This is a genomic window from Streptomyces sp. NPDC096152, assembly GCF_044763235.1.
Lineage (GTDB): Bacteria > Actinomycetota > Actinomycetes > Streptomycetales > Streptomycetaceae > Streptomyces.
Genome location: NZ_JBIWFW010000001.1, coordinates 99,269 through 122,458, shown reverse-complemented (window position 1 = coordinate 122,458; position 23,190 = coordinate 99,269). Strand labels below are relative to the sequence as shown.

At 72.7% G+C, this 23,190-nt stretch carries 24 protein-coding genes; 8 read left to right on the top strand and 16 right to left on the bottom strand.

Annotation, left to right across the window (positions count from 1 at the left end):
- Positions 1 to 7: 7 nt before the first annotated feature.
- The 8 genes from ACIQ9G_RS00525 to clpS form a co-directional block, all read right to left on the bottom strand.
- The gene (locus ACIQ9G_RS00525; protein WP_403604128.1) at positions 8 to 559 is read right to left on the bottom strand and encodes a hypothetical protein; all 552 of its coding nucleotides are present in this window, start codon (positions 557 to 559) and stop codon (positions 8 to 10) included.
- Between the two features lie 181 nt (positions 560 to 740).
- On the bottom strand, positions 741 to 1,691 hold the full coding sequence (locus ACIQ9G_RS00520) for a PLP-dependent cysteine synthase family protein (RefSeq protein WP_403604125.1): 951 nt from the start codon (positions 1,689 to 1,691) through the stop codon (positions 741 to 743).
- A 5-nt stretch (positions 1,692 to 1,696) separates the two neighbouring features.
- On the bottom strand, positions 1,697 to 1,975 hold the full coding sequence (locus ACIQ9G_RS00515; RefSeq protein WP_356192992.1) for a MoaD/ThiS family protein: 279 nt from the start codon (positions 1,973 to 1,975) through the stop codon (positions 1,697 to 1,699).
- Between the two features lie 87 nt (positions 1,976 to 2,062).
- Positions 2,063 to 2,158 (bottom strand): putative leader peptide, encoded by a 96-nt coding sequence (locus ACIQ9G_RS00510; RefSeq protein WP_403604122.1) that lies wholly within the window; start codon positions 2,156 to 2,158, stop codon positions 2,063 to 2,065.
- 143 nt (positions 2,159 to 2,301) lie between these two features.
- Positions 2,302 to 2,724 carry a Mov34/MPN/PAD-1 family protein gene (locus ACIQ9G_RS00505; RefSeq protein ID WP_403604119.1) on the bottom strand — a complete coding sequence of 141 codons (423 nt, stop codon included), beginning with the start codon at positions 2,722 to 2,724 and terminating at the stop codon, positions 2,302 to 2,304.
- A gap of 133 nt (positions 2,725 to 2,857) precedes the next feature.
- On the bottom strand, positions 2,858 to 4,318 hold the full coding sequence (locus ACIQ9G_RS00500; protein ID WP_403604116.1) for an amino acid permease: 1,461 nt from the start codon (positions 4,316 to 4,318) through the stop codon (positions 2,858 to 2,860).
- 316 nt (positions 4,319 to 4,634) lie between these two features.
- Positions 4,635 to 5,240, bottom strand: coding sequence for a DUF2017 domain-containing protein (locus ACIQ9G_RS00495; protein WP_403604113.1), 606 nt, complete (start codon positions 5,238 to 5,240; stop codon positions 4,635 to 4,637).
- A gap of 54 nt (positions 5,241 to 5,294) precedes the next feature.
- The gene (gene clpS, locus ACIQ9G_RS00490) at positions 5,295 to 5,612 is read right to left on the bottom strand and encodes an ATP-dependent Clp protease adapter ClpS (RefSeq protein ID WP_356192980.1); all 318 of its coding nucleotides are present in this window, start codon (positions 5,610 to 5,612) and stop codon (positions 5,295 to 5,297) included.
- A gap of 182 nt (positions 5,613 to 5,794) precedes the next feature.
- Between clpS and ACIQ9G_RS00485 the strand changes: the two genes are divergently transcribed.
- On the top strand, positions 5,795 to 7,141 hold the full coding sequence (locus tag ACIQ9G_RS00485; RefSeq protein ID WP_403604110.1) for a nicotinate phosphoribosyltransferase: 1,347 nt from the start codon (positions 5,795 to 5,797) through the stop codon (positions 7,139 to 7,141).
- Between the two features lie 355 nt (positions 7,142 to 7,496).
- Positions 7,497 to 8,090, top strand: a complete 594-nt coding sequence (locus ACIQ9G_RS00480) for an isochorismatase family protein (RefSeq protein ID WP_403604107.1) — start codon at positions 7,497 to 7,499, stop codon at positions 8,088 to 8,090.
- A 93-nt stretch (positions 8,091 to 8,183) separates the two neighbouring features.
- Here the strand turns inward: ACIQ9G_RS00480 and ACIQ9G_RS00475 are convergent, their stop codons facing one another.
- Positions 8,184 to 8,516 carry a hypothetical protein gene (locus ACIQ9G_RS00475; RefSeq protein ID WP_403604104.1) on the bottom strand — a complete coding sequence of 111 codons (333 nt, stop codon included), beginning with the start codon at positions 8,514 to 8,516 and terminating at the stop codon, positions 8,184 to 8,186.
- A gap of 120 nt (positions 8,517 to 8,636) precedes the next feature.
- Positions 8,637 to 10,988 (bottom strand): immune inhibitor A domain-containing protein, encoded by a 2,352-nt coding sequence (locus tag ACIQ9G_RS00470; RefSeq protein WP_403604101.1) that lies wholly within the window; start codon positions 10,986 to 10,988, stop codon positions 8,637 to 8,639.
- 451 nt (positions 10,989 to 11,439) lie between these two features.
- Here ACIQ9G_RS00470 and ACIQ9G_RS00465 point away from each other — a divergent pair, with 451 nt between their 5' ends.
- Positions 11,440 to 11,754 carry a hypothetical protein gene (locus ACIQ9G_RS00465; RefSeq protein WP_403604098.1) on the top strand — a complete coding sequence of 105 codons (315 nt, stop codon included), beginning with the start codon at positions 11,440 to 11,442 and terminating at the stop codon, positions 11,752 to 11,754.
- A gap of 160 nt (positions 11,755 to 11,914) precedes the next feature.
- Here the strand turns inward: ACIQ9G_RS00465 and ACIQ9G_RS00460 are convergent, their stop codons facing one another.
- Both ACIQ9G_RS00460 and ACIQ9G_RS00455 read right to left on the bottom strand, forming a co-directional pair.
- Entirely contained in the window at positions 11,915 to 12,652 is a 738-nt protein-coding gene (locus tag ACIQ9G_RS00460) for an RDD family protein (protein ID WP_403604095.1), read from the bottom strand.
- A 135-nt stretch (positions 12,653 to 12,787) separates the two neighbouring features.
- Positions 12,788 to 14,398: an RDD family protein gene (locus tag ACIQ9G_RS00455; protein ID WP_403604092.1), complete on the bottom strand. Its 1,611-nt coding sequence runs from the start codon at positions 14,396 to 14,398 to the stop codon at positions 12,788 to 12,790.
- Positions 14,399 to 14,687: 289 nt separating this feature from the next.
- On the opposite strand from ACIQ9G_RS00455, the gene ACIQ9G_RS00450 reads away from it, so the two are divergent.
- Positions 14,688 to 15,122: an SsgA family sporulation/cell division regulator gene (locus ACIQ9G_RS00450; RefSeq protein WP_403604089.1), complete on the top strand. Its 435-nt coding sequence runs from the start codon at positions 14,688 to 14,690 to the stop codon at positions 15,120 to 15,122.
- An 18-nt stretch (positions 15,123 to 15,140) separates the two neighbouring features.
- On the opposite strand, the gene ACIQ9G_RS00445 is transcribed toward ACIQ9G_RS00450, so the two are convergent.
- Positions 15,141 to 16,556, bottom strand: coding sequence for an FAD-binding oxidoreductase (locus ACIQ9G_RS00445; RefSeq protein WP_403604086.1), 1,416 nt, complete (start codon positions 16,554 to 16,556; stop codon positions 15,141 to 15,143).
- A 93-nt stretch (positions 16,557 to 16,649) separates the two neighbouring features.
- Here ACIQ9G_RS00445 and ACIQ9G_RS00440 point away from each other — a divergent pair, with 93 nt between their 5' ends.
- Positions 16,650 to 18,272, top strand: a complete 1,623-nt coding sequence (locus tag ACIQ9G_RS00440; RefSeq protein WP_403604083.1) for a tetratricopeptide repeat protein — start codon at positions 16,650 to 16,652, stop codon at positions 18,270 to 18,272.
- Between the two features lie 105 nt (positions 18,273 to 18,377).
- On the opposite strand, the gene hppD is transcribed toward ACIQ9G_RS00440, so the two are convergent.
- Positions 18,378 to 19,526, bottom strand: coding sequence for a 4-hydroxyphenylpyruvate dioxygenase (hppD, locus tag ACIQ9G_RS00435; protein WP_403604080.1), 1,149 nt, complete (start codon positions 19,524 to 19,526; stop codon positions 18,378 to 18,380).
- A 123-nt stretch (positions 19,527 to 19,649) separates the two neighbouring features.
- Here hppD and ACIQ9G_RS00430 point away from each other — a divergent pair, with 123 nt between their 5' ends.
- Genes ACIQ9G_RS00430 through ACIQ9G_RS00420 form a run of 3 tightly spaced genes read left to right on the top strand, consistent with a single transcriptional unit; the run spans position 19,650 to position 21,622 of the window.
- Positions 19,650 to 20,129 (top strand): Lrp/AsnC family transcriptional regulator, encoded by a 480-nt coding sequence (locus ACIQ9G_RS00430; RefSeq protein ID WP_403604077.1) that lies wholly within the window; start codon positions 19,650 to 19,652, stop codon positions 20,127 to 20,129.
- 36 nt (positions 20,130 to 20,165) lie between these two features.
- Entirely contained in the window at positions 20,166 to 20,813 is a 648-nt protein-coding gene (locus tag ACIQ9G_RS00425; RefSeq protein WP_403604074.1) for an ABC transporter permease, read from the top strand.
- Positions 20,810 to 21,622 carry an ABC transporter permease gene (locus ACIQ9G_RS00420; RefSeq protein ID WP_403604071.1) on the top strand — a complete coding sequence of 271 codons (813 nt, stop codon included), beginning with the start codon at positions 20,810 to 20,812 and terminating at the stop codon, positions 21,620 to 21,622. Before ACIQ9G_RS00425 ends, ACIQ9G_RS00420 begins: the two co-directional genes overlap by 4 nt.
- On the opposite strand, the gene ACIQ9G_RS00415 is transcribed toward ACIQ9G_RS00420, so the two are convergent.
- A complete protein-coding gene (locus tag ACIQ9G_RS00415) occupies positions 21,619 to 22,410 on the bottom strand; it encodes a S16 family serine protease (protein WP_403604068.1) in 792 nt (263 codons plus the stop codon). The genes ACIQ9G_RS00420 and ACIQ9G_RS00415 overlap by 4 nt on opposite strands.
- Before the next feature lie 108 nt (positions 22,411 to 22,518).
- Positions 22,519 to 23,160 (bottom strand): IclR family transcriptional regulator, encoded by a 642-nt coding sequence (locus ACIQ9G_RS00410; RefSeq protein ID WP_392195062.1) that lies wholly within the window; start codon positions 23,158 to 23,160, stop codon positions 22,519 to 22,521.
- Positions 23,161 to 23,190: the final 30 nt, after the last annotated feature.

Genomic DNA, 23,190 nt, shown 5'->3' with positions numbered 1-23,190 from the left:
GCGGACCTCATGGCCGCGTCACCTTCACGGTGACCGTCCACTCCTGGACTCCCTTGCACGAGACGCCCCCACCGCCGGTGGCGCACGCGGGCCGGGACGAGGTCAGGCGCGCGGTGCCCGGGGCGACGGCGTCGAAGGCGGCCACCGCGTCGCCCGGCAGGATGACGATGCCCGCGTTGGCCGCGCGCAGCGCGCCGCCGGTCGTACGGACCGGCGACCACGGGCGGTCCCTGGTGCCGTCCAGGGTGAGGCGGACCTGCCCGCCCGTCTTCAGGCAGAGGGTGCGGCCGGAGTCGGCGGCGCCGAGTTCGGCGCGGTCGGCGCAGCGGGCCGTCGTGGGTGACGACGGCCCGGAGGTGGGCGCGGAGGGTGATCCCGAGGCGGACGCCGGGGGCGAGGCGGACGGGCTCGCGGGCGAGGACACCGGCCCGGACGCCGGTGGGGAGGCCGCGCCACTCCCCGGGCTTCCGCCGCCGTCCCGCGTGGTGCAGCCCGTGAGGAGGAGGGCCGCTGCCGCGGCGGCGGTGACGGTGGTGCGGGGAAGCGTCGTACGGCGCATGGGGCGTCCGCCTTTCTGCCGTGCCCGGGGTGCCGTGTCCTGTCGGTCCTGTCGTTGTGCTCTTCCGCTGTGGTGCCGTTCTCGGATGTGACGTTTCTCCAGCACATCAGGATCCCTGGCGCCGCGCACGCCGGGGCCCCGGCCGCGTATCGCGGCCGGGGCCCATGGAAGTCGGGGTGTGCTACGCCCAGAGCTGGCCGTGGAGCGTCTCGATGGCCTCTTCGGTGGTGGCCGCCGTGTAGACGCCGGTCGAGAGGTACTTCCAGCCGCCGTCGGCGACGACGAACACGATGTCGGCGCTCTCCCCCGCCTTCAGCGCCTTCCGGCCGACGCCGATGGCCGCGTGCAGGGCGGCGCCGGTGGAGACGCCGGCGAAGATGCCCTCCTGCTGGAGGAGTTCGCGGGTGCGGGTGACCGCGTCGGCGGAGCCGACGGAGAAGCGGGTGGTCAGCACGGAGGCGTCGTACAGCTCGGGGACGAAGCCCTCGTCCAGGTTGCGCAGGCCGTACACGAGGTCGTCGTAGCGCGGTTCGGCGGCGACGATCCGCACGTCCGGCCTGTGCTCGCGCAGGTAGCGGCCGACGCCCATGAGCGTGCCGGTGGTGCCGAGGCCGGCCACGAAGTGCGTGATCGACGGCAGGTCGGCGAGGATCTCGGGGCCGGTCGTCGCGTAGTGGGCGCCCGCGTTGTCCGGGTTGCCGTACTGGTAGAGCATCACCCAGTCCGGGTGCTCGGCGGCCAGCTCCTTGGCGACCCGTACGGCGGTGTTGGAGCCGCCGGCCGCCGGGCTGGAGATGATCTGCGCGCCCCACATGCCGAGCAGGTCCCGACGCTCCTGCGAGGTGTTCTCGGGCATCACGCACACCATGCGGTAGCCCTTGAGCTTCGCCGCCATGGCCAGGGAGATGCCCGTGTTGCCGGAGGTCGGCTCCAGGATCGTGCACCCCGGGGTGAGCCGGCCCTCCTTCTCCGCCTGCTCGATCATGTACAGGGCGGGGCGGTCCTTGACCGAGCCGGTGGGGTTGCGGTCCTCCAGCTTCGCCCAGATGCGGACGCCGTCGGACGGCGAGAGCCGCGGCAGGCGCACCAGCGGGGTGTTGCCGACCGCGGCCAGTGGGGAGTCGTAGCGCATGGGGATCAGGCCATACCGCCGGCCACGGCCGGCAGGATCGTCACGTTGTCGCCGTCGGCGAGCTTGGTGGTGATGCCGTCGAGGAAGCGGACGTCCTCGTCGTTGAGGTAGACGTTCACGAAGCGGCGCAGCTGGCCGCCGTCGACGATGCGGGCCTGGATGCCCGGGTGCCGGGTCTCGAGGTCGGCGAACAGGTCGGCGAGGGTGTCCCCGGTGCCCTCGACGGCCTTCTGGCCGTCGGTGTACTGGCGCAGGATGGTGGGGATGCGGACCTCGATGGCCATGGCTTGGGGCTCCTGTCGGTAAGTCTGGGGGTTGGACGGGCGCGCGACAGCGCACCGCGGCTCACGGCCGTACGGCGGCGGGGTGCGTCAACAGATGGCGCTGTTCAGCCTGCACAGGTCGACGTGCAGCCGCGCCACGAGCAGCGTGCCCGGCGTCCTGTCGCTCACGTCATCAACAACCATGCGGTCATCGTATCGATTCCCGGTCCGGCCACCGGCATGTGATCTCGCATCGTGGATGAATTCTGACCGAATTGCGGGATGCGACCGGGCCCGGCGGGCGCTCGGCGGGCTTTCGGCGGGCGCGGCGGGCGTTCGGCAGGCGCTCAGTAGGCCTCGACGACCTTGACCTCCTCCTCCGTGACCTCGCCCTCGACGATGCGGAAGGAGCGGAACTGGAAGTCGCCCGCGCCGTCGGTGTCCGCGGTGGAGACCAGGACGTAGTGGGCGCCGGGCTCGTTCGCGTAGGAGAGGTCGGTGCGGGAGGGGTAGGCCTCGGTCGCGGTGTGGGAGTGGTAGATGATCACCGGCTCCTCGTCGCGGTCGTCCATCTCGCGGTACAGCTTGAGCAGGTCCTGCGAGTCGAACTCGTAGAAGGTGGGCGAGCGGGCCGCGTTCAGCATCGGGACGAAGCGCTCCGGGCGGCCGGAGCCCATGGGGCCGGCGACCACGCCGCACGCCTCGTCGGGGTGGTCCGCGCGGGCGTGGGCGACGATCTGGTCGTAGAGGGCCTGGGTGAGGGTCAGCATGACGGCCAGCATAAGCAGAGGGCCGTCCCGTACCGGAAGGTGGTACGGAACGGCCCATATGACGGACGCCCTGAGCGGCGGCCGCGGGGCTTCCACGAGCAGCCCCGGCGGCCGGACGTCCGTGCGGGTGAGGTCAGCCGACCTTCTCGAGCTCCGGGTCGCGGCGCTCGGCGACCTGGGGGTTGCGGGCCTTGAGGACCGCCCAGCCCGCGGCCAGGACGGCGGCCCAGACGGCCATCACGTACAGGCAGACGCGGGAGTCGGCGTCGATGGCGATCAGGCCGGTGACGAAGAGCAGGAACACGATGGCGACCCAGCTGCACTTCGCGCCGCCCGGCGCCGGGAAGGCGGAGGCGGGCAGCCGGCCCGCGTCGACCGCGCGGCGGTAGAGCACGTGGCTGACCAGGATCATCAGCCAGGTCCAGATGCCGGCCGCGGTGGCGACGGAGGTGACGTAGCCGAAGGCCTTCTCCGGGACGATGTAGTTCAGCACGACGCCGATGCCCATGAAGGCGACCGAGACGGTGATGCCGAGGGCCGGGGTCTTGGAGGCCGACAGCCGGCTGAAGACGCGGGGCGCCTCGCCGTTGTCCGCGAGGGTGCGCAGCATACGGCCGGTGGAGTACATGCCGGAGTTGCAGGACGACAGGGCCGCGGTGAGCACCACGAAGTTGACGATGCCCGCGCCGGCCGGGATGCCGATCACGGCGAACGCCTTCACGAAGGGGCTGACGCCCTCCGCGAACTGGGTCCACTTCACCACGCACAGGATGACGGTGAGCGCGCCGACGTAGAACAGGGCGATGCGCCAGGGCAGGGTGTTGATCGCCTTGGGGAGGGTCTTCTCCGGGTTTTCGGACTCGCCCGCGGTGACGCCGACCAGCTCGACGGCGAGGTAGGCGAACATCACGCCCTGGAGGGTCATCAGGGAGGAGCCGATGCCCTTGGGGAAGAAGCCGTCGAACTGCCAGAGGTTGGCGACCGAGGCGGTGTCGCCGGCGGCGCTGAAGCCGAAGGTCAGCACGCCCAGGCCGATGACGATCATGCCGATGAGCGCGGTCACCTTGACCATCGAGAACCAGAACTCGATCTCGCCGAACAGCTTCACCGAGATCAGGTTGGCCACGAAGAGGACCACCAGGAAGACCAGGGCCGTCACCCACTGCGGGATGTGCGGGAACCAGTAGTGGACGTAGATCGCGGCGGCCGTCAGCTCGGCCATGCCGGTCACCACCCACATCAGCCAGTAGGTCCAGCCGGTGAAGTAGCCGAAGAACGGGCCGAGGAACTCACGGGAGTACTCCGCGAAGGAGCCCGAGACGGGGCGGTAGAGCAGCAGCTCGCCGAGCGCCCGCATGATGAAGAAGATGATGACGCCCGCGAGGGCGTACATGAAGATCAGACTGGGTCCGGCCTTGGCGATGTTCGCCCCGGCACCCAGGAAGAGGCCGACGCCGATGGCGCCGCCGATCGCGATCATCTGGACCTGACGGCTGCCGAGCCCGCGCTCGTACCCCTCCTCGGGGGCGTCGCCGCTCACGGCCTCACTGCCGGCCCGGCTCGTACCGTTCTTACCGACCTGCGACGAGGTCATGTGTGGTGCGCCTTTCTCCATGCCGACCCGGGCCGCTGGTCGACCTCGGATCGGGTTGCGATCCCCCCGGAACTGGAGCTGTGCCTGGCCGGCGGTCGCCGGCTCGGTGGCGCACCCGACGGGACATGGGTGGTGTCCGTCGGGCGGTCGTGAAGATCTATCACGGCCGCAACACTGATCGCCGGAAGGTCCTGTGGCGCATCACACAGGAAGAAGTGGACAAAAGTTGCCCCAAATGGCCATACGGGGCCGCCACGGTGACTCGATCGTTATCCGGATTTGAGCGTCCTCTGAGCGAACACGAAAACCGGAGAGATCAGGGCATAAGCGTCGAGACGAGCGTCTCCTGGAGTCCGCCGAGCCACAGGTAGGCCATCACCATCGGCTTGCGCGGGTCCTCGTCCGGCAGGCGGTAGAGGTCGTCGGTCTCGTCCTCGTCGACGATGTCCAGCCGGGAGCCGATGGCCAGGCGCAGGTCGTTGAGGGCGCCGAGCCACTGCCGGGACTCCTGGACCGACAGCTTCAGCACGGCTCCGCCCTCACCGGGGGACGACAGCTCGTCCAGCGAGCGGATCACCGCCAGGGCGTTCTCGCGCTTGCCGGCGCGCAGGTCGTTCTCGGTGTAGCGGCGGAACTCGGCGGAGTGGGCGCGCTGCTCCTCGGCCTCGCGGGGCGAGCCGGGGTCCTGCTCGGGGTCGCTGTAGGCGTCCGGGAAGAGCCGCTTGAGCACCGGGTCGGCGGGGGGTTCGCTCGGGCCCTCGGCGAACAGCTCGGCGAGCGGGTCGTCGGGCCGGTCCTCGCCCGGGCCGGGGCCGATCAGCTCCAGGAGCTGCACGGCCAGCGACCGGATGATCGAGATCTCGACCTCGTCGAGCGCGACGGCCGCGCCGCCGCCGGGGAGCGGTTCGAAGGTTCCTGGCATGAAGGGGGTTCGCTGCTTCCGGTCCGGGGCGGTTCGCGGTCTGCGGTCTCGGGGCTACTTGCGGTCCTGCTGGAGCGTGGCCCACAGGCCGTAGCCGTGCATCGCCTGCACGTCGCGTTCCATCTCCTCGCGGCTGCCGCTGGAGACGACCGCCCGGCCCTTGTGGTGGACGTCGAGCATGAGCTTGGTGGCCTTGTCCTTGGGATAGCCGAAGTACGACTGGAAGACGTACGTGACGTAGCTCATGAGGTTGACCGGGTCGTTGTGGACGATCGTGACCCACGGGACGTCGGGCTCGGGGACGGCGAGCGCTTCCTCCGCCGACTCGGGGCGTTCGATCTCTACGGGCGCGGGTGACGTCACACAGCCCATGCTGCCACCGCAGGGGGGTGGGAGCACAAACCGGCCCGGGCCGGCGCGGGCCGGCATCCAAAATCGTCAGACTGACGAAATGGGAGTACGATCCTTCGCCATGCTGCATTTCCGGGGCGACCCCCCCGGGCCCCCGGCCGACACCGGGGGTCGGCCCGCGAGACATGAACTAGGAGATTCCGGTGGGCGTAGCGGACCTTGGGCTGCCGGTGGACGTCCCCTCGACGGCGCTCTTCACCGACCACTACGAGCTGACGATGCTGCAGGCCGCGCTGAAGGCGGGCACCGCCGGGCGGCGCAGCGTCTTCGAGGTCTTCACCCGGCGGCTGCCGGACGGGCGCCGCTACGGCGTGGTGGCGGGCACCGGGCGCGTGCTGGACGCGGTGGAGAACTTCCGCTTCGACACCGGCGTCCTCGACTTCCTGCGCGAGCGCCGGATCGTCGACGAGCCCACGCTCCGGTGGCTGGCCGACTACCGGTTCGCCGGTGACATCTGGGGCTATCCCGAGGGCGAGGTGTACTTCCCGGGCTCGCCGGTCCTGCGGGTCGAGGGGTCCTTCGCCGAGTGCGTGCTGCTGGAGACGGTGATCCTGTCGATCCTCAACCACGACTCGGCGATCGCGGCCGCCGCCTCCCGCATGGCCTCCGCCGCCGGCGGGCGGCCGCTGATCGAGATGGGCGCCCGCCGCACCCACGAGCTGGCCGCGGTCGCCGCCTCCCGGGCCGCCTACGTCGGCGGCTTCACCTCCACCTCCGACCTGGCCGCCGGCTTCCGCTACAACATCCCGACCGTGGGCACCTCCGCCCACGCCTTCACCCTGCTGCACGACCGTGAGCGGGACGCCTTCCGGGCGCAGGTCGACTCGCTCGGCCGGGACACCACGCTGCTGGTGGACACCTACGACGTCGCCGAGGCGGTCCGTACGGCGGTGGAGGTGGCCGGGCCCGAGCTGGGCGCGGTGCGCATCGACTCCGGGGACCTGCTGCTGGTCGCGCACCGGGTGCGGCAGCAGCTGGACGAGCTGGGCGCGACCGGCACGAAGATCGTCGTCACCTCCGACCTGGACGAGTACGCGATCGCCTCGCTGGCGGCGGCGCCGGTGGACGCGTACGGCGTCGGCACCCAGCTGGTGACCGGCTCCGGGCACCCGACGTGCTCGATGGTCTACAAGCTGGTCGCGCGGGCCGAGTCCGCCGACACGGCGGCGCCGCTGGTGCCGGTGGCGAAGAGGTCCAGCGGGGGCAAGACGTCCGTCGGCGGCCGCAAGTGGGCGGCCCGGCGGCTGGACGAGCACGGCGTGGCGGAGGCCGAGGTGGTCGGCACCGGGGCGGTGCCCGCGGAGCTCGCCGGACGGCAGCTTCTGGTGGAGCTGGTCAAGGGCGGCGACGTGGTCGCCCGGGAGCCGCTGGACGCGGCCCGCGACCGGCACGCGGCGGCCCGTGCCGGCCTGCCCCTGTCGGCGACCCAGCTCTCGCGCGGGGAACCGGTCATCGCGACGGAGTACGTGCACGGCGGCTCGGGTAGCTAAAGCGAGTGCCACCCGGCCCACGGCCCCGCCCCCGCCCGCCCGTGCCCGTCCCGTCCGTCCCCGCCCGTCCGTCCGGCCTCCGCAGGCCCGCCCGGCTGCGGCGTCCCGCCCGTCCGCGCCGAGCCGCCCGGCCATCGGCCCCGCTTCCGCCCGTCCCGGCCGTCCGCCCTGTCGTCGGCCGTCCACCCTCAGTGACCCGACCGCCCGCCTCAGCCCGTCCGGCCCATGGCCGCCCGACCGCCCGCCCGGCACCCCGCCCTCTCCCGCGCGACCGCGGGAGTCTCTAGGCTCGTAAGTGCACCGGCCGGGCAACCGCACGCCATGCTCCCGACCCGATAGCCGAAGGACACCGACCATGCGCCGCGCCTTGATCGTCGTTGACGTTCAGAACGACTTCTGCGAGGGAGGGAGTCTCGCGGTGGCCGGGGGTGCCGATGTCGCCGCCGCGATCACCGAGCTGATCGGCCAGGCGCCCGCCGGGTACCGGCACGTGGTGGCGACCCGCGACCACCACATCGCACCCGGCGGGCACTTCGCCGACAACCCCGACTTCGTCCGCTCCTGGCCCGCGCACTGCGTTGCGGGCACGGAGGGGGTGGGCTTCCACCCGAACTTCGCCCCGGTCGTCGCCTCCGGAGCGGTCGACGCCGTCTTCGACAAGGGCGCCTACGCCGCCGCGTACAGCGGCTTCGAGGGCGCGGACGAGAACGGGGTGTCCCTCCCCGACTGGCTCAGGGGCCGGGAGATCGACGAGGTGGACGTCGTCGGCATCGCCACGGACCACTGCGTGCGGGCCACCGCCCTGGACGCGGTGAAGGAGGGCTTCCGCACCCAGGTGCTGCTGGACCTCACCGCCGGGGTGGCCCAGGAGACCACCGAGCGGGCGCTGGAGGAGATGCGGCAGGCGGGGGTCGAGCTCACCGGCAAGCCGGTCGTGGCCGGGACCTGAGCCCCGGCCGCCCCGCCCGGCGGAGCCGTTGTGACCCAGACCCAGACCGGCGTCCGCCCGGCGGACCGGGCGGACCGGGCGGACCGGCCCGTCTCAGGCCCGCACCGCCGGACGCCCGACAAGCGACCTGATAGGGCGCCACAGCTCCGGCGGCCGGCCGACAGCGTTGTCGGGGGCGGTACGCCATATCAGGCCGTCGGGATGGTGCAGTACGGCCGTGATCTCGTCCGGGGTGGGCGGGGCCGCGTTGCCCCGCAGGTAGACGGCGCGCAGTCCCTGGTTGCGCAGCCGCGTCAGGGCGCGGGCCCGGTTGCGGGCGTGGACGAGGACGCGGACACTGCCGGCGCCGTCCGCGGCGGGGCTGGGCAGATTCAGCGCCACCACCACCGTGCCGTTCGGCAGCTTGTTGAAGCCTCCTGCGGCCATGCGTCACATCCCCGTTTCGGTCGGTGTCAATAAGAAAGCCACAGGACGCACCTAAACACGATCGGCGGCAACCCGCCAAGGGGTTGCCGCCGATACGCTTGTGACCTGCGACGATGCGACCTACTTCACCGCGCGGCCGACCTCGAGCTCCATCGTGGACCCGTCCCGGGCCTCCTTCTCGATCTTGATCGTGGTGTTGGTGTCAGTGATCTTGACACCGGCGGCCGGGTTCGAGGCGTCGTAGTAGGTGCTGGTGTGGTCGTTGAAGACCGGCACCCCCTTCGACGAATCGATGATGGCCGCGACGCCCGCCTTGTGCAGCATCATGCCGTCCGTGGCGAAGCGGCTGAAGGGCGAGTCGTAGGCCTGGATGCGGTTGCGCATCAGCGTGCCGTCGGACCACTTCAGCGGCTGCGGGTGCGAGTCGACCGGGAGGATCAGACCCACGCCCGGGTGGGCCTTGGTGTTGTTGTCCGCCTGGGAGGTGTCCCACTTCCAGATCAACAGGCCGTTCTGGTACGGGTAGTGCTCCACCCAGTCCGGACGGGTCGTCGAGAAGCCGAAGTTGTACGGGCCCGTCGCCAGCGTCTTGTCGTACGACGCGTACTGGCGGTTCTCGGCGAGGTAGTACTGCTTGTAGTCCTTGGTGAAGGACGCGCCGATGCGGGAGAAGCCGTTCGCCGTCCAGGCCGCGTCCGCGTTCTCCGCGTCGTCGGAGAAGAGCGCCGCGCCGTCCGCGGTCACCGCGATCTCGTCGGCCGCGAAGCCCTTCATGGCCAGACCGCCGTCGGTCTGGTAGCGGAAGCGGAGCTGGATCTTCTGGCCCGCGTAGGCGTCCAGCGGGAAGGCCAGCTTCTTGTAGGTGTCGACCGAACCGGTCAGCGCCGGCTTGTCGCTGCCGTCGCGCGGGATGGCCTGGCCGTCTACCGTGCCGTCCAGGGCGGTCCAGTTGGCGCCGCCGTCGGTCGACACCTCGGTGTAGAGGTAGTCGTAGTTGGCCTCGATGTCGTACCAGCCGTCGAGGGTGAGGGTGGCCGACTTCTTGCCGGTGAGGTCCACGGAACGGGTCAGCGTGTTCTTGAGGTCGTCACCGCTGCCGCTCCACCACTGGGTCGCGCCCTGGGCCGGGGTGACGACCTCGGTCGTGACCGCCTTGTCCGGCAGGGAGACCACCAGCGCCTGGCGGTACTTGGTGTTGTACTCGGCGAGGCCGAGCTTGTGCCAGGACTTCACGCCGGCCTTGGCCGTGTCGTAGGTGAGCCAGCCGAGCTGGAGCTTGTCCCACGCGTTCATGTCGCCCGGCAGGTCACCGATGGCGTCCTTGCCCCGGCCCAGCCAGGAACCGGAGGACATCAGCGTCCAGAAGCCGGTGGAGTTCTCGCCGCCGGCCGTGTCGTACTCGTCCGGCAGGCCGAGGTCGTGGCCGTACTCGTGGGCGTAGACGCCGAGTCCGCCGTTCTCCGGCTGGATGGTGTAGTCGCCGACCCAGATGCCGGTGTCGCCGATCTGGGCGCCGCCGAGCTTGTTGTTCGCCGGGCCGGTGGCGCCGGCGTCGGTGCCGAAGGCGTACCAGCGGTGCGCCCAGATCGCGTCGGTGCCCTGGACGCCGCCGCCGGCGGACTCGTCCTCACCGGCGTGCACGATCTGGAAGTGGTCGATGTAGCCGTCGGGCTCGTTGAAGTTGCCGTCGCCGTCGTAGTCGTAGCGGTCCCACTGGTCGTACTTGGCCAGGTCCGTCTTGATGTCCGCGTCGGACTTGCCGGCCGCCTTCTGCTGCGCGACCCAGGCCGTGACGCCGTCGCCGACGATGTTCCACACGCTCGGGCAGTTGGTGGAGCCGCAGTAGTTGGAGCCGTAACGGGCCTCGTTGTACGGGACCTTGACCCAGTCGGAGACCTCGCCGTCGACCGAGTAGCGGCCCGAGGACTGCTTCTCGTAGTACTTCTTCACGGACTCGACACCCTTGCCGGTGCCGAAGTACATGTCCTGGAAGTGCTGCTGGTTGTAGTCCTTCTGCCAGGCCGTGCTGTTGTCCTTGGTGCGGTCCGGCGCGGCGATCGTGTTGTGCAGGGGGCCGGCCGTGCCGCCGTACTTCGGGTCCGTCTTGTCGCCGAACTCGACCAGGATGGTGAAGATCTTGTCGGTCTTCTCCCGGCTCATCTCGACGTACTTGCTGTCGCCCTTCTTGCTCTTGAGCTGGACGACCTTGGAACCGTTGCGGTCCTTCACCTGGGCCTTGCCGGCGATGACCTGGTTCAGCGCCTCCTGGCGCTGGGCCTCCTGAGTCTTGCTCAGCGGCCCGTCGAGGTCGTGCTTCTGCTGCCCGACCGGCGCGGGGTCGTGCCGGTCCACGGTGGCGGACGTGCCGGTGGTCGCGGCCTCCGCAACGGCGAACGTCGAGAACGTGGCGGTCCCCGCCGCAAGCGCGACAGCGATCGCGGCCGTTCTGAACGTCCAGGTTCTGCTGATCACTTGATGTCCTCCCCTGACGCGTGTGCAAGCGCGCGGAAGGGGGGTCTCTGCCTCTGCCCAGGAAGGTCCGCACGCGCTCAACGCGTGTAGTCAAGTGACGACATTTGACTAGAGGTTTACAAGAAAAGACAGACCTTGACTTGAACAGCTCAAGTGCATTATGCGGAGCGGACGTTCGCTTTACGGACGCCCGGACGACGCCCTCCGGGCGCGTGGATCCGTCCACTTGGCGGACGGTATGACTCCGTGCGCCCCCCATGCTTCGGCACCGTGGGTTAGGTCACGCTTACCGGCCGTTCCGTTCGGGCATGCAGCCGAATAGAGTCGATGGGCCCCGTGCCCGGGAGTCGGAGGAAAGCCAGGCCGACCTCCTTGTCTCACCCCAGATTCTGTCCGCACCTCCCCTCAGTGAGAGGCAGGGGGGAGACCCCACTTCCGAGGACCGATTGCCATGCCTCGTCCGACCGCCGCACAGCTCGCCTACGGTTCGTGCACCGTGATCTTCTCGACGCTCGCCATGCTGCTGCTGTCACAGACGAGTTCGGCGCTGGGGATCACGGTCGTCGCCCTGGCGGCGCTCGCCCTGGGACTCCTGGTCGCCATGACGGTGCCGCTGCCGAAGTCCCGCGCGACGACGCCCGGGACGGCGTCCGCGACGGCTCCCCCGGTGGTGTCCCCGGCGGCTCCGGAGCCCGTGCGGGTGCCGGTACGACGGGAGCCCGTCTCCGCCCGCGTGGAGCCGGTGCGGGAGCCGACGGGCTCCTGAGGCGCCCCCGACGCGAACGCCCGGGCTCTTGAACACCCGGGCTCTTGAACACCTGTGCGCCTGAACGCCTGGACGTCTGACGCGGGAACGGCGGGCCCCTGCCGACGGGCCCGCCGTTCTCTTTCCCGTGCGCCGATCGGTGTGCGCCGATCGGTGTGCGTCATTCGACGCTGACCACCACCGTCCTGGCCGCCTTGTCGTGCAGGCCCTGCTTGTAGGGCCGGTCGAAGTAGCTCCAGCCGCCGGCCAGCGCGAGCCAGAGGCAGGGGCAGCAGAAGTAGAAGGGGAGCCACAGCACCGCGGCGCGGCCCAGCGCCGTCGACACGGAGGGCGTGGAGCCGTCCGCGAGGTTGGCCACCCGCATCCCCAGCCACTTCTTGCCGAGGGTCTGCCCCGACCTGGAGATCATGAAGGTGTCGTAGGCGATGTAGAGCACGGCTCCGACGACCGCCTGCGCCACGGATGCGCCGAACTGGAAGCGGTCCGCGTTCATCGTGTAGTCGTTCACCCGGAAGCCGAGGGTGAGCAGCCAGACGACGACACCCACCATGATCATGTCGATGATGCGGGCGGCGGTGCGCTTGGCGCTGTCGGCGAGCGGGGGCATACCGGCGAGCGGGTCGGGCGGGTACGGGCCGCCGGGCGGGCCTCCGCCGTAGGGGCCGCCTCCGTAGGGGCCGCCTCCGGGTGGTGGGCCGCCCCCCTGCCAGCCGCCGCCGGGAGGGCCGCTCCCGGCGCCGCCGGGGGGCGGGCCTTCAGGTGGGGTGCCTCCCGGCGGGGGGCCGCCGCCGGGAGGGCCGCCTCCGTGCGGGCCGTCGCCGGAGGAGCCGCCGTCGTACGGGCCGCCGCCTGGGGGCGGTGGCTGCGGTCCGGAGCCGGAGGGCGGTTCGGTGCTCATGGGCCGAGTGCACCGCGATCACGGCGCGCCCGCATCCGGCGCGCGGCCGTACGGGCGACGGACCGCCACCCGCACGCCGTCCGGGTCGGCGCCCCGTAAGACGGTCCCGGCCGGGGCACCGAGTGGCGGTTCCGGTCAGCGCGCCACGAACGTGTGCGCCGCCTTGTCGTGCCAGCACTGGTGCCACGGCCGGTCGAACAGGCACCACAGGACGCCCACCACGCCGACGCCGAGCAGACCGGGCACGCTGTAGACCAGCCAGCGGCGCAGGGCCGCGCCGAAGGCCGGGGGCTCGTGGGCCTCGATGTCCCGCACCTCCAGGCCGCACAGCTTCTTGCCGAGGGTGCGGCCCCACTTGGCGGTGGGCAGCACCTCGTAGACGACGCCGAACAGCAGCAGGACGGCGAGGACGATGCCGAGATACTTCGCCGTCGTGCCGTCGAGGAGCCACACCGTGACGGTGCGGCCGGAGAGTCTGGCCGCGTCGATCTTCGCGTTGACGTGGTCGACGGCTCTGGTGCCGAGCGGTACGGCGGCCGCGGCGGTGACGCCCGCGAGCACGACCGTGTCCACGAGCCGGGCGGCCAGCCGCTTGCCGAGACCCGCGGGCCTGGCCTCCGACTGCCGCCGCGCGGCGGCCGCGAACACGTCCTCCACCGGCGGCTTCCAGGGCACGACCGGCTGGTCGTCGTCGGCCCCCGCGAGCCGGTGCACCTGCTGGGCCCAGGAGGACTGGCCGCCGCCGGGGCCGCTGGTCACCGGGGTGCCCACGGAGGCGGACGCGGCCGGGGCGGCGGACTGCTGGGGGACGGACGCGGCCGAGGGCGGGAAGGGTGCGGCGGCGGGCGAACTCGCCCCCGCCGAGAGGGCGGAGGCCTGCGATGCCGGTGTCTCCGGCCGGCCCGTGGCCGCGCGGGCGGCGGCCTCCTTGCCGGCGCCGAAGCCCGGTCCTCCGGCCCCGCCGGGAGCGGGCGTACCGGCCCCCGCGGAGCCACTCGGGGTCCCCGGGCCGCCCGAGCCGCCCCCACGGGAGCCCGCGGACGCGGCCGAGCCCTGGGCGGGGAAGGCGGGGGTGCCCGGGGTGTTCGCCCGGCCGGCCGGCCGGTCCGTGCGGGGTACCGGGCGGAAGGTCATGGTGCCCTCGTCGGCGGGCGGGCCGCCGGGAGCGGGCGTACCGGGCGCGGTCCCCGTGGTCCCGTCCGTCGCCGGTCCGGTCCCCCGGGCCTGCGCCGTCGGGCGGCGGAAGACGAACGTGCCGTCGGCGGAGGCCGGTTCCGGGTCCGCGGGCGGGATCGTCGCGGTGCCGTCGGTGCGGGCGGCGCGGCCGTCCGGCTGCCCCACGGCCGGGTCGCCGAGTGCGGCCCTCGGGTCGGCCGCGGCCGGGGCGCCCCAGGAGACGCGTCGGTCCTGGTCGCCGCCGAAGCCGGACTGGTGGGAGCGGTCGGCGCCCCACGCGGACGCCGGCTCGGGCCGGCCGCCATGCGGCGCCCCGGCCGGGCCCGGCGCGTCGATCGGGTCCTCGTCGAAGAAGTGCGGACCCGTCTCCTCGACCGCCGGGATCGCGGCGGGCGCGGGGCGCGCACCGGGCGGCGGGCTGAGCGGCTCGCCGTCGGTCGGCGCGGGCCGGCTGGTGCCCGGTACCCAGGCGGCACCGTTCCAGTACCGGACGTATCCAGGGATGGACGGGTCCGGGTAGTACCCCTCGCGGGGCCTGTCGTCGCCGGGTGCCGGGGTTGGGGCGCTCATGTCCGTCGTCCCGTATCTGCTCGGGGGTCGTCTGGGGGCCTACACATCTATCAGACCGGCGCATCCGGTACCGCCAGTCCGACCGGACCCACTCCTTTCCGGGCAACCTCGTGCACGTACTTCACAACCCCGGAAGCGGTACCGGAGAAAAAACTCCGCCGGGGCGCCTCTCACTCGTACGGACCCCGTCGCGGGGCGGTGCGGACCGCCCGCGGCGGGCTCGTACGGACCGACCCGTAGCGGGCCGTACGGCCCCTCGCGGGGCCCCGACCGGAGAGGAGAACACGCCATGCAGTACACCGTGGTGGAGCGGGAGCTCGAACTCAGGCTCGTCCTGTCGCCCGAGCGCGGCGTCCCGTGCCCGGCGCGGCGCGGCTCGGCTCGGCTCGGCTACCGGACCGACGACCCGTACGCCGTCCACATCGCCCTCCACGTCGACTCCGAGCACCCCGTGCACTGGGCGTTCGCCCGCGCGCTGCTCGTGGAGGGGGTGTGCCGGCCGTGCGGGCACGGGGACGTGAGGGTGTGGCCGTCGAAGGCGGAGGGCCGCGCCGTCGTCCTGCCGGCGCCGGCCTCGCCCGAGGGCGGGGCGCTGCTGGAGGCACCGGCCGCGCAGCTGTCGGCCTGGCTGGAGCGCACCCTGCGCGTGGTGCCGCCGGGGAGCGAGGGCGAGCGGCGCGGCCTCGACGACGGCCTCGCCCGGCTGCTCGCCCCGGGCGTCTGAGCGCGGGGACGCCACGTGTCAGAACAGCTTGCCCGGGTTCAGGAGCCCCAGCGGGTCGAAGGCATGTTTGACGGCCCGCTGCATCTCCACGCCCACCGGGCCGATCTCGCGCGCCAGCCACTCCTTCTTCAGGACGCCCACGCCATGCTCGCCGGTGATCGTGCCGCCGAGCTCGAGGCCGAGGCCCATGATCTCGTCGAAGGACTCGCGGGCGCGCCGCGACTCGTCGGGGTCCTGCGCGTCGAAGCAGACGGTCGGGTGGGTGTTGCCGTCCCCGGCGTGCGCGCAGACCCCGATGGTGAGCTGGTACTTCTCGGCGATCCGCTCGATTCCGTCGAGCATCTCGCCGAGTTTGGAGCGGGGCACGCACACGTCGTCGATCATCGTGGTGCCCTTGACCGCCTCCAGCGCGGTGAGCGACAGCCGCCTGGCCTGCAGGAGCATCTCGGACTCGGCCGCGTCGTCGGCCGGGACGACCTGGGTGGCCCCGGCCGCCTCGCACAACGCCCCGACGGCGGCCAGGTCGGCGGCCGGGTCCGGGGTGTCGAAGGCGGCGAGCAGCAGCGCCTCGGTGGTCTCCGGCAGGCCCATGTGCGCGAGGTCGTTGACGGCCTTCACGGTCGTACGGTCCATCAGCTCCAGCAGCGACGGCACATGGCCGCCCGCCATGATCCGGCACACGGCGTCGCAGGCGGCGGTCGCGGAGGCGAACTCGGCGGCGAGCACGAGCTGTTGCGGCGGCTGCGGCTTGAGCGCCAGCACCGCCCGTACGACGATGCCGAGGGAGCCCTCGGAGCCGACGAACAGCCGGGTGAGGTCGTATCCGGCGACGCCCTTGGCGGTGCGGCGGCCGGTGGACATCAGGCGGCCGTCGGCGAGGACGACGTCGAGGCCGAGCACGTACTCGGCGGTGACCCCGTACTTCACGCAGCACAGGCCGCCGGAGGCGGTGCCGATGTTGCCGCCGATGGTGCACATCTCCCAACTGGAGGGGTCCGGCGGGTAGTACAGACCGTGCTCGTTGACCGCGCGGGACAGCTCGGCGTTGACGACGCCCGGCTCCACGACGGCGATGCGGTCGACGGGGTTGATCTCCAGGATGCGGTTCATCCTGGTCAGGGAGAGCACGATGCAGCCGTCGGAGGCGTTGGCGGCGCCGGACAGGCCGGTGCGGGCGCCCTGCGGGACCACCGGCACGCGCAGCTCGGTGGCGGTGCGCATGACGTGCTGGACCTCTTCGACCGTGCGCGGCAGGACGACGACGGCCGGGGCACCGGACGGGCAGAAGCTCGCCATGTCGTTGGCGTAGGAGGCGGTGACGTCGGGATCGGTGAGGACCGCCTCGGCCGGCAGGCCCGCAAGGAGCCGGTCGGTGAGGTCGCCCTGGGCTTCGGTGCCTCCATCGGGCACGGCTTGGATGCGGCTCATGATCACAGCGTCGCACTCGGGGCCATCGGTGTGAACCCCGTGGACGGCACCCCTCCGCCTACCGGGTGGCGCTCATCGTATTGACGCACAGTGTGCTGCATGGAGAGACGCACGGTGCGCGGTACGGAGATCCGACCGGAGACCGGCCCGGAGACGGCGCGGCGGCGCCGGGCCCGCACGGCGCGCCGCACGCTCGCCGCGCTGGCCGCGTGCGGTGCCGTGGCGGGCGGTGGCTGGGCGTTGCTGGCGTCTCAGCGGCAGCCGGAGCACCCGGCGGCGGCGCCCGCGGCGGGGGCCCTGGCGGCGGTGTCGGCGGGCGCGCCGGCCTCACTGTCCGGCCTGACGGCGTTGATCGACGACCGGGAGCGGCTGGTGCGGGCCCATCCGCGGGACGCGGGGGCGTGGGCGGTGCTCGGGGCCGCCTACGTGGAGCGGGGGCGGCGGACGGCGGACGCCCGGAACTATCCGAAGGCCGAACGGGCGCTGCGGACCTCGCTGCGGCTGCGCGCGACGGGCAACGGCGCGGCGCTGGACGGCATGACGGCGCTGGCGGTCGCACGCCGGGACTTCCGGGCGGCGCGGGCGTGGGGCGAGCAAGCGCTGAAGCGGGAGCCGGGGCGGTGGACGGCGTATCCGCCGCTGATCGACGCCTACACCGGGCTCGGCGACCACAAGGCCGTGCAACGCACCCTGGACAGGCTGCTGAAGCTGCACCAGGGACCGGCCGCGAAGGCGCGGGCCGCGGGCGTGTACTGGGACCTGGGCCGGCGCGAGGACGCGGCGGCCCAGCTGTCGGACGCCGCGGCGGCCGCGACCGCGCCGGCGGAGCGGGCGGAGTATCTGGAGCAGGCCGGGCGGATCGCGTGGGAGCGGGGCGACCGCGAGGACGCGCTGCGCCACTTCGAGGCGGCGGTGCGGCTCGATCCCGACCAGTGGGCCGCGCGGGTCGGGCAGGGGCGGGCGCTGGCCGCGCTGGGCCGCGACGTGGACGCGGTGAAGGCGTACCGCAGGGCGCTCGCCCATCGTCCCTGCCCCGAGTACGCCCTGGAGCTGGGCGAGTTGTACCAGGCGCTGGGGCTGGGTCCGCAGGCCAGGACGCAGTACGACCTGTTGCGCACGCGGGTGCGGCAGGACGCGGCGGAGGGCGTCGACGACGAGCTGGTGCTGGGGCGGTTCGAGGCGGACCACGGCTACGCGCGGTCGGCGGTGCTGCGGCTGCGGGGCGAGTGGCAACGGCAGCCGGGGACCGCGGTGGCCGACGCGCTCGGCTGGGCGCTGCACCGGGCCGGGCAGGACGAGGAGGCGCTGAAGTTCGCCGCGGCGGCGACGGACGCGGTGAAGGGCGGCGGGGTGCGCGACGCGCTGTACGCCTACCACCGGGGGATGATCGAACGGGCGCTGGACCTGTCCGGGCCGGCCCGGCGGCATCTGGAACTGGCGCTGCGGACCAATCCCTACTTCTCGCCGCTGTGGGTGCCGTCGGCCCGGACGGCGCTGGCGGACCTGGGCGAACCCCCGGCCGAGGAGACGCCGCCCCCGTCTGCCGGGGAGCCCGCGCCGCGGTCCGCCGACGCGCCCTCGCCGCCCCCTGCCGAGGAGCCTTCGCCGCCGTCCGGCGCGGGGCCCTCGCAGGGGCCCGCCGAGGCACCCGCGCCACCGCCCACCGAGGCACCCGCGCCCGGCGAGGGACCCCCGCCGAGCGTCCCGGGGCCGTCCCGCTGAGGGCGTCGCACGGCTCCGGCGCCGCCGGCCGCCCCTTTCCCGGGGGGCCGGCGGCGCCGGAGCAGGGCCGGACCGGGGCCGGACCCCCGGCGCCGGGCCGGCGGGTCACAGGTTGCCGCGGCGCTCCTGCTCCCGCTCGATCGCCTCGAACAGGGCCTTGAAGTTGCCCTTGCCGAAGCCCATCGAGCCGTGCCGTTCGATGATCTCGAAGAAGACGGTCGGGCGGTCCTGGACCGGCTTGGTGAAGATCTGCAGCAGGTAGCCGTCCTCGTCGCGGTCGGCGAGGATCTTCAGCTCGCGCAGGGTCTCGACCGGGACGCGGGTGTCGCCGACCCACTCGCCGAGGGTGTCGTAGTACGTGTCGGGCGTGGCCAGGAACTCGACGCCGGCGGCGCGCATCGTGCGGACCGTCTGCACGATGTCGTTGGTGTTGAGCGCGATGTGCTGGACGCCGGCGCCGCCGTAGAACTCCAGGTACTCGTCGATCTGCGACTTCTTCTTGGCGATGGCGGGCTCGTTGATCGGGAACTTGACCTTGAGCGTGCCGTCGGCCACGACCTTCGACATCAGCGCGCTGTACTCGGTCGCGATGTCGTCGCCCACGAACTCCTTCATGTTCGTGAAGCCCATGACCTTGTTGTAGAACTCCACCCACTCGTTCATCCGGCCGAGTTCGACGTTGCCGACGCAGTGGTCGACGGCCTGGAAGGTGCGCTGGGCCGGGGGCTCGACGATCGGCCGCGCGGCGGTGTAGCCGGGCAGGTAGGGGCCGTCGTAGCCGGAGCGGTCGACGAGGGTGTGGCGGGTCCTGCCGTAGGTGGCGATCGCGGCGAGGACGACCGTGCCGTGCTCGTCCTTCAGCTCGTACGGCTCGGCCACCGGGCGGGCGCCGTGCTCGATGGCGTACGCGTACGCGGCGCGCGCGTCGGGCACCTCGATGGCGAGGTCGACGACGCCGTCGCCGTGCTCGGCCACGTGCTCGGCGAGGAAGCGGCCCCAGTCGGTGGATGCCTTGATCACGGAGGTGAACACGAAGCGCGCGGAGCCGTTCTCCAGCACGTAGCTCGCGGTCTCCCGGCTGCCGTTCTCCGGTCCGGAGTACGCCACCAGCTTCATGCCGAAGGCCGTGGAGTAGTAGTGCGCCGCCTGCTTGGCGTTGCCCACGGCGAAGACGACCGCGTCCATTCCCTTGACCGGGAAGGGGTCGGCCTGCCGGGCGGTCGCTTCGGGAGTGTCGTGTGTGGTCTGCGTCATGGGCGAAGCCTCACCTGGCCCTGCAAGGTGCGCAATAGTCTGCGTATTCACTGGGCAATACGACCAGTGAACGACCCGCGTCGACGGACTTTCTGTACAGGATGACCACTCCGGGAGGCTGCCATGGCGATCGATCATCTGGACGGCCGCATCATCGTGCTGCTGGCGCGCGAGCCGCGCATCGGTGTCCTGGAGATGTCGCGACGGCTGGGGGTGGCCCGGGGGACAGTGCAGGCCCGGCTGGACCGGCTTCAGTCGAACGGAGTCATCCGCGGATTCGGTCCGCAGGTGGATCCGGCGGCGCTGGGCTACCCGGTCACCGCGTTCGCCACGCTGCAGATCCGTCAGGGTCAAGGGGCCGACGTACGGGCGCACTTGGCGACCGTGCCGGAGGTGCTGGAGCTGCACACGACCACGGGCACCGGCGACATGCTGTGCCGTCTGGTGGCCCGCTCGAACGCCGACCTCCAGCGGGTGATCGACCGGGTTGTCGGATTTGATGGCATCGTCCGGGCCTCCACGGCGATCGTCATGGAGAATGCCGTTCCGCTGCGGATCATCCCGCTGGTGGAGCAGGCCGCGGAGGACCGGGAGAGGAGTTGACCGAGGACCTGACGCCGGTGGTGGCTGGGGGTGCGCGTGACGTTCTGGGAGTACCTCGACAGCCGCCGTGCGCTGCTGCTCGCGGAGGCCGGCGGGCACGCGGGGCTCGTCCTGCCGTGCGTGGCCGCGGGGGCGGTGCTCGGCGTGCTGGTCGGGGTCGTCGCCCACCGCGGTGAGCGGGCGGCCCATCTCGCCGCCACGGCCGCCCGCACCCTCCTGGCCGTCCCGTCCCTCGCCCTCATCGGCCTGCTCGTCGCCGTCCTCGGCCTTGGGCTGCCGCCGACCCTGACGGCACTGACCTTCCTCGGACTGCTGCCCGTGGCCCGGAACACGGTCCGCGGCCTGCACACGGTGGGCTCCTCGCCGGTGGACGCGGCCCGCGGCCTCGGCATGTCCCGCCAGGTCCGGCTGCTCAGGGTGGAACTGCCCCTGGCCTGGCCGCCGATCCTGGACGGGGTCCGGACCGCCACGCGGCAGCTGACCGGCATCGCGGCGGTCGCCGCCTACGTCTCCGCCCCCGGCCTCGGCAACGAGATCTTCCGCGGCCTCACCGCCCCGGACAGCGCCGACGCCCCCGCCCAGATCCTCGCGGGCACCCTCGGGATCGCCGCCCTGACCCTGCTGTTCGACGCCGTACTCGTCCTGCTGGGACGGCTGACCGTGCGGAGGGGGCGGGTGGCGTGAGTGCTCCGGAGGTGGAGGAGACCCGGGACGCCCCCCGGCCCGCCGCGGCGCCCGCCGGGCCGCTCGGCCGGGTCACCTGGCAGCGGCTGACCGTCCGGCCCGCCCTGATCGTCGCCGTCCTGCTCCTGACCTGGCTGTGGTTCCGGCGGGCGCGTCTAGACCCGGTCTCCGTGGACGCCCTGGCGCACGGCCAGGTGCCCGGCGCCCTGTGGCGGCACGTCGAGCTCACCGTGGTCTCGACCGTCCTCGTGCTGGCCCTCGTGCTTCCCCCGGCCGTCGCGCTGACGCGCGGCACCGTCCTGCGGGCGGCCCCGGTGCCCCGGGCCCTCGTCCGGGCCGGCCGGGCGGTCCCCGCGCTCGGAGTGCTCGGCCTGGCGGTCCTCCGGCTCGGCACCGGCACCCCCGCCGCCGTGACCGCCCTGGTCGCGTACGCCTTCCTGCCGGTGCTGTCCCGAACGGTCGCCGAGGCGCACGCGGCCGGCCCGGTGCCGCCCACCCGGCCGGCCCAGTCGCCCACGCCGGAGAGGCCGGCCCGGGCGACACCGCCATCGGCGGTATCCCTGTTCTTGACGGCCCTGCGCACGGCCCTCGTCCTGAACGTCGGTACGGCGACCCTGGCGGCCTTCGGCGGGGCCGGCGGCCTCGGGACCCTGATCAGCGCCGGGATCACCGAACAGCGCACCCCGGTCCTGGTCCTGGGCTCGGTCCTCGCCCTCACCCTGGCCCTGCTGGCCGACTGGGTCACCACCCTGCTGCCCCACCTGTGGCGGCCGGCGGGCCGGGCGGGAGAGGAGCGGCCGGGGACCTAGCAGCTCGGGACCGGGCCCCCGCCCTTCTTCAGGGAGACCAGAGCGTCGACCGCGCCCTTGAGCGTGGTCACCGGGATCAGCCGCAGGCCCTTGGGGAGTTCGGCCTTCGCGTCGGCGCACTCGGCCTTCGGCACCAGGAAGACGGTGGCGCCGTCGCGCCGGGCGGCCCGCGTCTTCAGGGAGACGCCGCCCACCGCGCCGACCGTGCCGTCGGCGCCGATCGTCCCCGTCCCGGCGACCGTACGGCCGCCCGTCAGGTCGCCGCCGCTGCCGTCGCCGTCGAGTTTGTCGACGACGCCCAGGGAGAACAGCAGGCCCGCGCTGGGACCGCCGACGTCGGCCAGCTTCAGGCTCACCCTGACGTTCTTGTCGCCGAGGTGCAGGTAGTTCAGGGCGGCCCGGGTCGCCGCGTCCTGGGACTGCCGCATCTGCTGGGTGTTGTGCCGCTCGATCTCCTTGACGCTGTCGCCGCTCGGGTAGACCGCGTCGCGCGGCATGACCGCCTGGTCGGTGGCGAACCAGCCGTCGAGCACGTCGCCGAGCGAGACGTGCGCGTCCGGGCCGGTCGCCTCGATCGTCGTCATCCGGAGCTGCCCCTCGGTGTCCCGGGTGGGTGCGCCGGAGACGGTGATCACCTGGGTGCCCTTGTTCTTCCCGAGCACGTCCGCCGTCATCCCCGGCTGCGCCACCGAGAACGGCAGCGGCGCGAGGACCGCCGCGGCGAGCAGAGCCACGACGGGCAGAGCGCAGACGGCGACGGCCTGGAGGCGTGTGAGACGAGAGAGCACGCCATCAATCTACGCGACGACGACTTCAGGCCATCCGCCGGTCGCATCCCGTCCGCGGCCCGCCGTGAGCCCGTCCGCGCCGGTCGCGGCGGGCCCCGTCGCGTTCCGTCAGCGCAGCGCCTCCGCCACCTCGCGTGCCGCGTCCACGACCCTCGGGCCGACCCGCTCCGGCACGGAGTCCGCCAGCATCACCACGCCGACGCTGCCCTCCACTCCCGTGACGCCGAGCAGCGGTGCCGCCGCGCCGCTGGCCCCGGCCTCCAGCTCGCCGTGGGTCAGGGTGTAGCCGGGCTCCTCGGGCGGCCGGCGGCGGGCCGCGAGTATCGCCTTGCCCGCGGCACCCCGGTCCAGGGGGTGGCGGAACCCGGCCCGGTAGGCCACGTGGTAGTCCGTCCACGTCGGCTCGACCACGGCGACCGCCAGCGCCTCCGCCCCGTCCACCAGCGTCAGATGGGCCGTCGCCCCTATGTCCTCGGCCAGCGACCGCAGCGCGGGGAGCGCCGCCTCGCGTACCAGCGGGTGCACCTGGCGGCCCAGCCGGAGCACCCCCAGTCCCACCCGGGCCCGCCCGCCGAGATCGCGGCGTACCAGCGAGTGCTGTTCCAGCGTGGCGAGCAGCCGGTACACGACGGTCCTGTTGACCCCCAGTTTCTGGGAGAGTTCGGTGACGGTCAGCCCGTGGTCGGTGTCGGCCAGCAGCTTGAGGACCTTGAGTCCCCGGTCGAGCGTCTGGGAGGTCTCCGCGGTCACGACGCCCACTCCTTCAGTGGTGAGGTCGGC

Bases quoted from the DNA above. Each gene is read 5' to 3' on its own strand.
- ACIQ9G_RS00525 (WP_403604128.1), bottom strand. From the start codon at position 559: ATGCGCCGTACGACGCTTCCCCGCACCACCGTCACCGCCGCCGCGGCA.
- ACIQ9G_RS00520 (WP_403604125.1), bottom strand. From the start codon at position 1,691: ATGCGCTACGACTCCCCACTGGCCGCGGTCGGCAACACCCCGCTGGTG.
- ACIQ9G_RS00515 (WP_356192992.1), bottom strand. From the start codon at position 1,975: ATGGCCATCGAGGTCCGCATCCCCACCATCCTGCGCCAGTACACCGAC.
- ACIQ9G_RS00510 (WP_403604122.1), bottom strand. From the start codon at position 2,158: ATGGTTGTTGATGACGTGAGCGACAGGACGCCGGGCACGCTGCTCGTG.
- ACIQ9G_RS00505 (WP_403604119.1), bottom strand. From the start codon at position 2,724: ATGCTGACCCTCACCCAGGCCCTCTACGACCAGATCGTCGCCCACGCC.
- ACIQ9G_RS00500 (WP_403604116.1), bottom strand. From the start codon at position 4,318: ATGACCTCGTCGCAGGTCGGTAAGAACGGTACGAGCCGGGCCGGCAGT.
- ACIQ9G_RS00495 (WP_403604113.1), bottom strand. From the start codon at position 5,240: ATGCCAGGAACCTTCGAACCGCTCCCCGGCGGCGGCGCGGCCGTCGCG.
- clpS (WP_356192980.1), bottom strand. From the start codon at position 5,612: ATGGGCTGTGTGACGTCACCCGCGCCCGTAGAGATCGAACGCCCCGAG.
- ACIQ9G_RS00480 (WP_403604107.1), top strand. From the start codon at position 7,497: ATGCGCCGCGCCTTGATCGTCGTTGACGTTCAGAACGACTTCTGCGAG.
- ACIQ9G_RS00475 (WP_403604104.1), bottom strand. From the start codon at position 8,516: ATGGCCGCAGGAGGCTTCAACAAGCTGCCGAACGGCACGGTGGTGGTG.
- ACIQ9G_RS00465 (WP_403604098.1), top strand. From the start codon at position 11,440: ATGCCTCGTCCGACCGCCGCACAGCTCGCCTACGGTTCGTGCACCGTG.
- ACIQ9G_RS00460 (WP_403604095.1), bottom strand. From the start codon at position 12,652: ATGAGCACCGAACCGCCCTCCGGCTCCGGACCGCAGCCACCGCCCCCA.
- ACIQ9G_RS00455 (WP_403604092.1), bottom strand. From the start codon at position 14,398: ATGAGCGCCCCAACCCCGGCACCCGGCGACGACAGGCCCCGCGAGGGG.
- ACIQ9G_RS00450 (WP_403604089.1), top strand. From the start codon at position 14,688: ATGCAGTACACCGTGGTGGAGCGGGAGCTCGAACTCAGGCTCGTCCTG.
- ACIQ9G_RS00440 (WP_403604083.1), top strand. From the start codon at position 16,650: ATGGAGAGACGCACGGTGCGCGGTACGGAGATCCGACCGGAGACCGGC.
- hppD (WP_403604080.1), bottom strand. From the start codon at position 19,526: ATGACGCAGACCACACACGACACTCCCGAAGCGACCGCCCGGCAGGCC.
- ACIQ9G_RS00430 (WP_403604077.1), top strand. From the start codon at position 19,650: ATGGCGATCGATCATCTGGACGGCCGCATCATCGTGCTGCTGGCGCGC.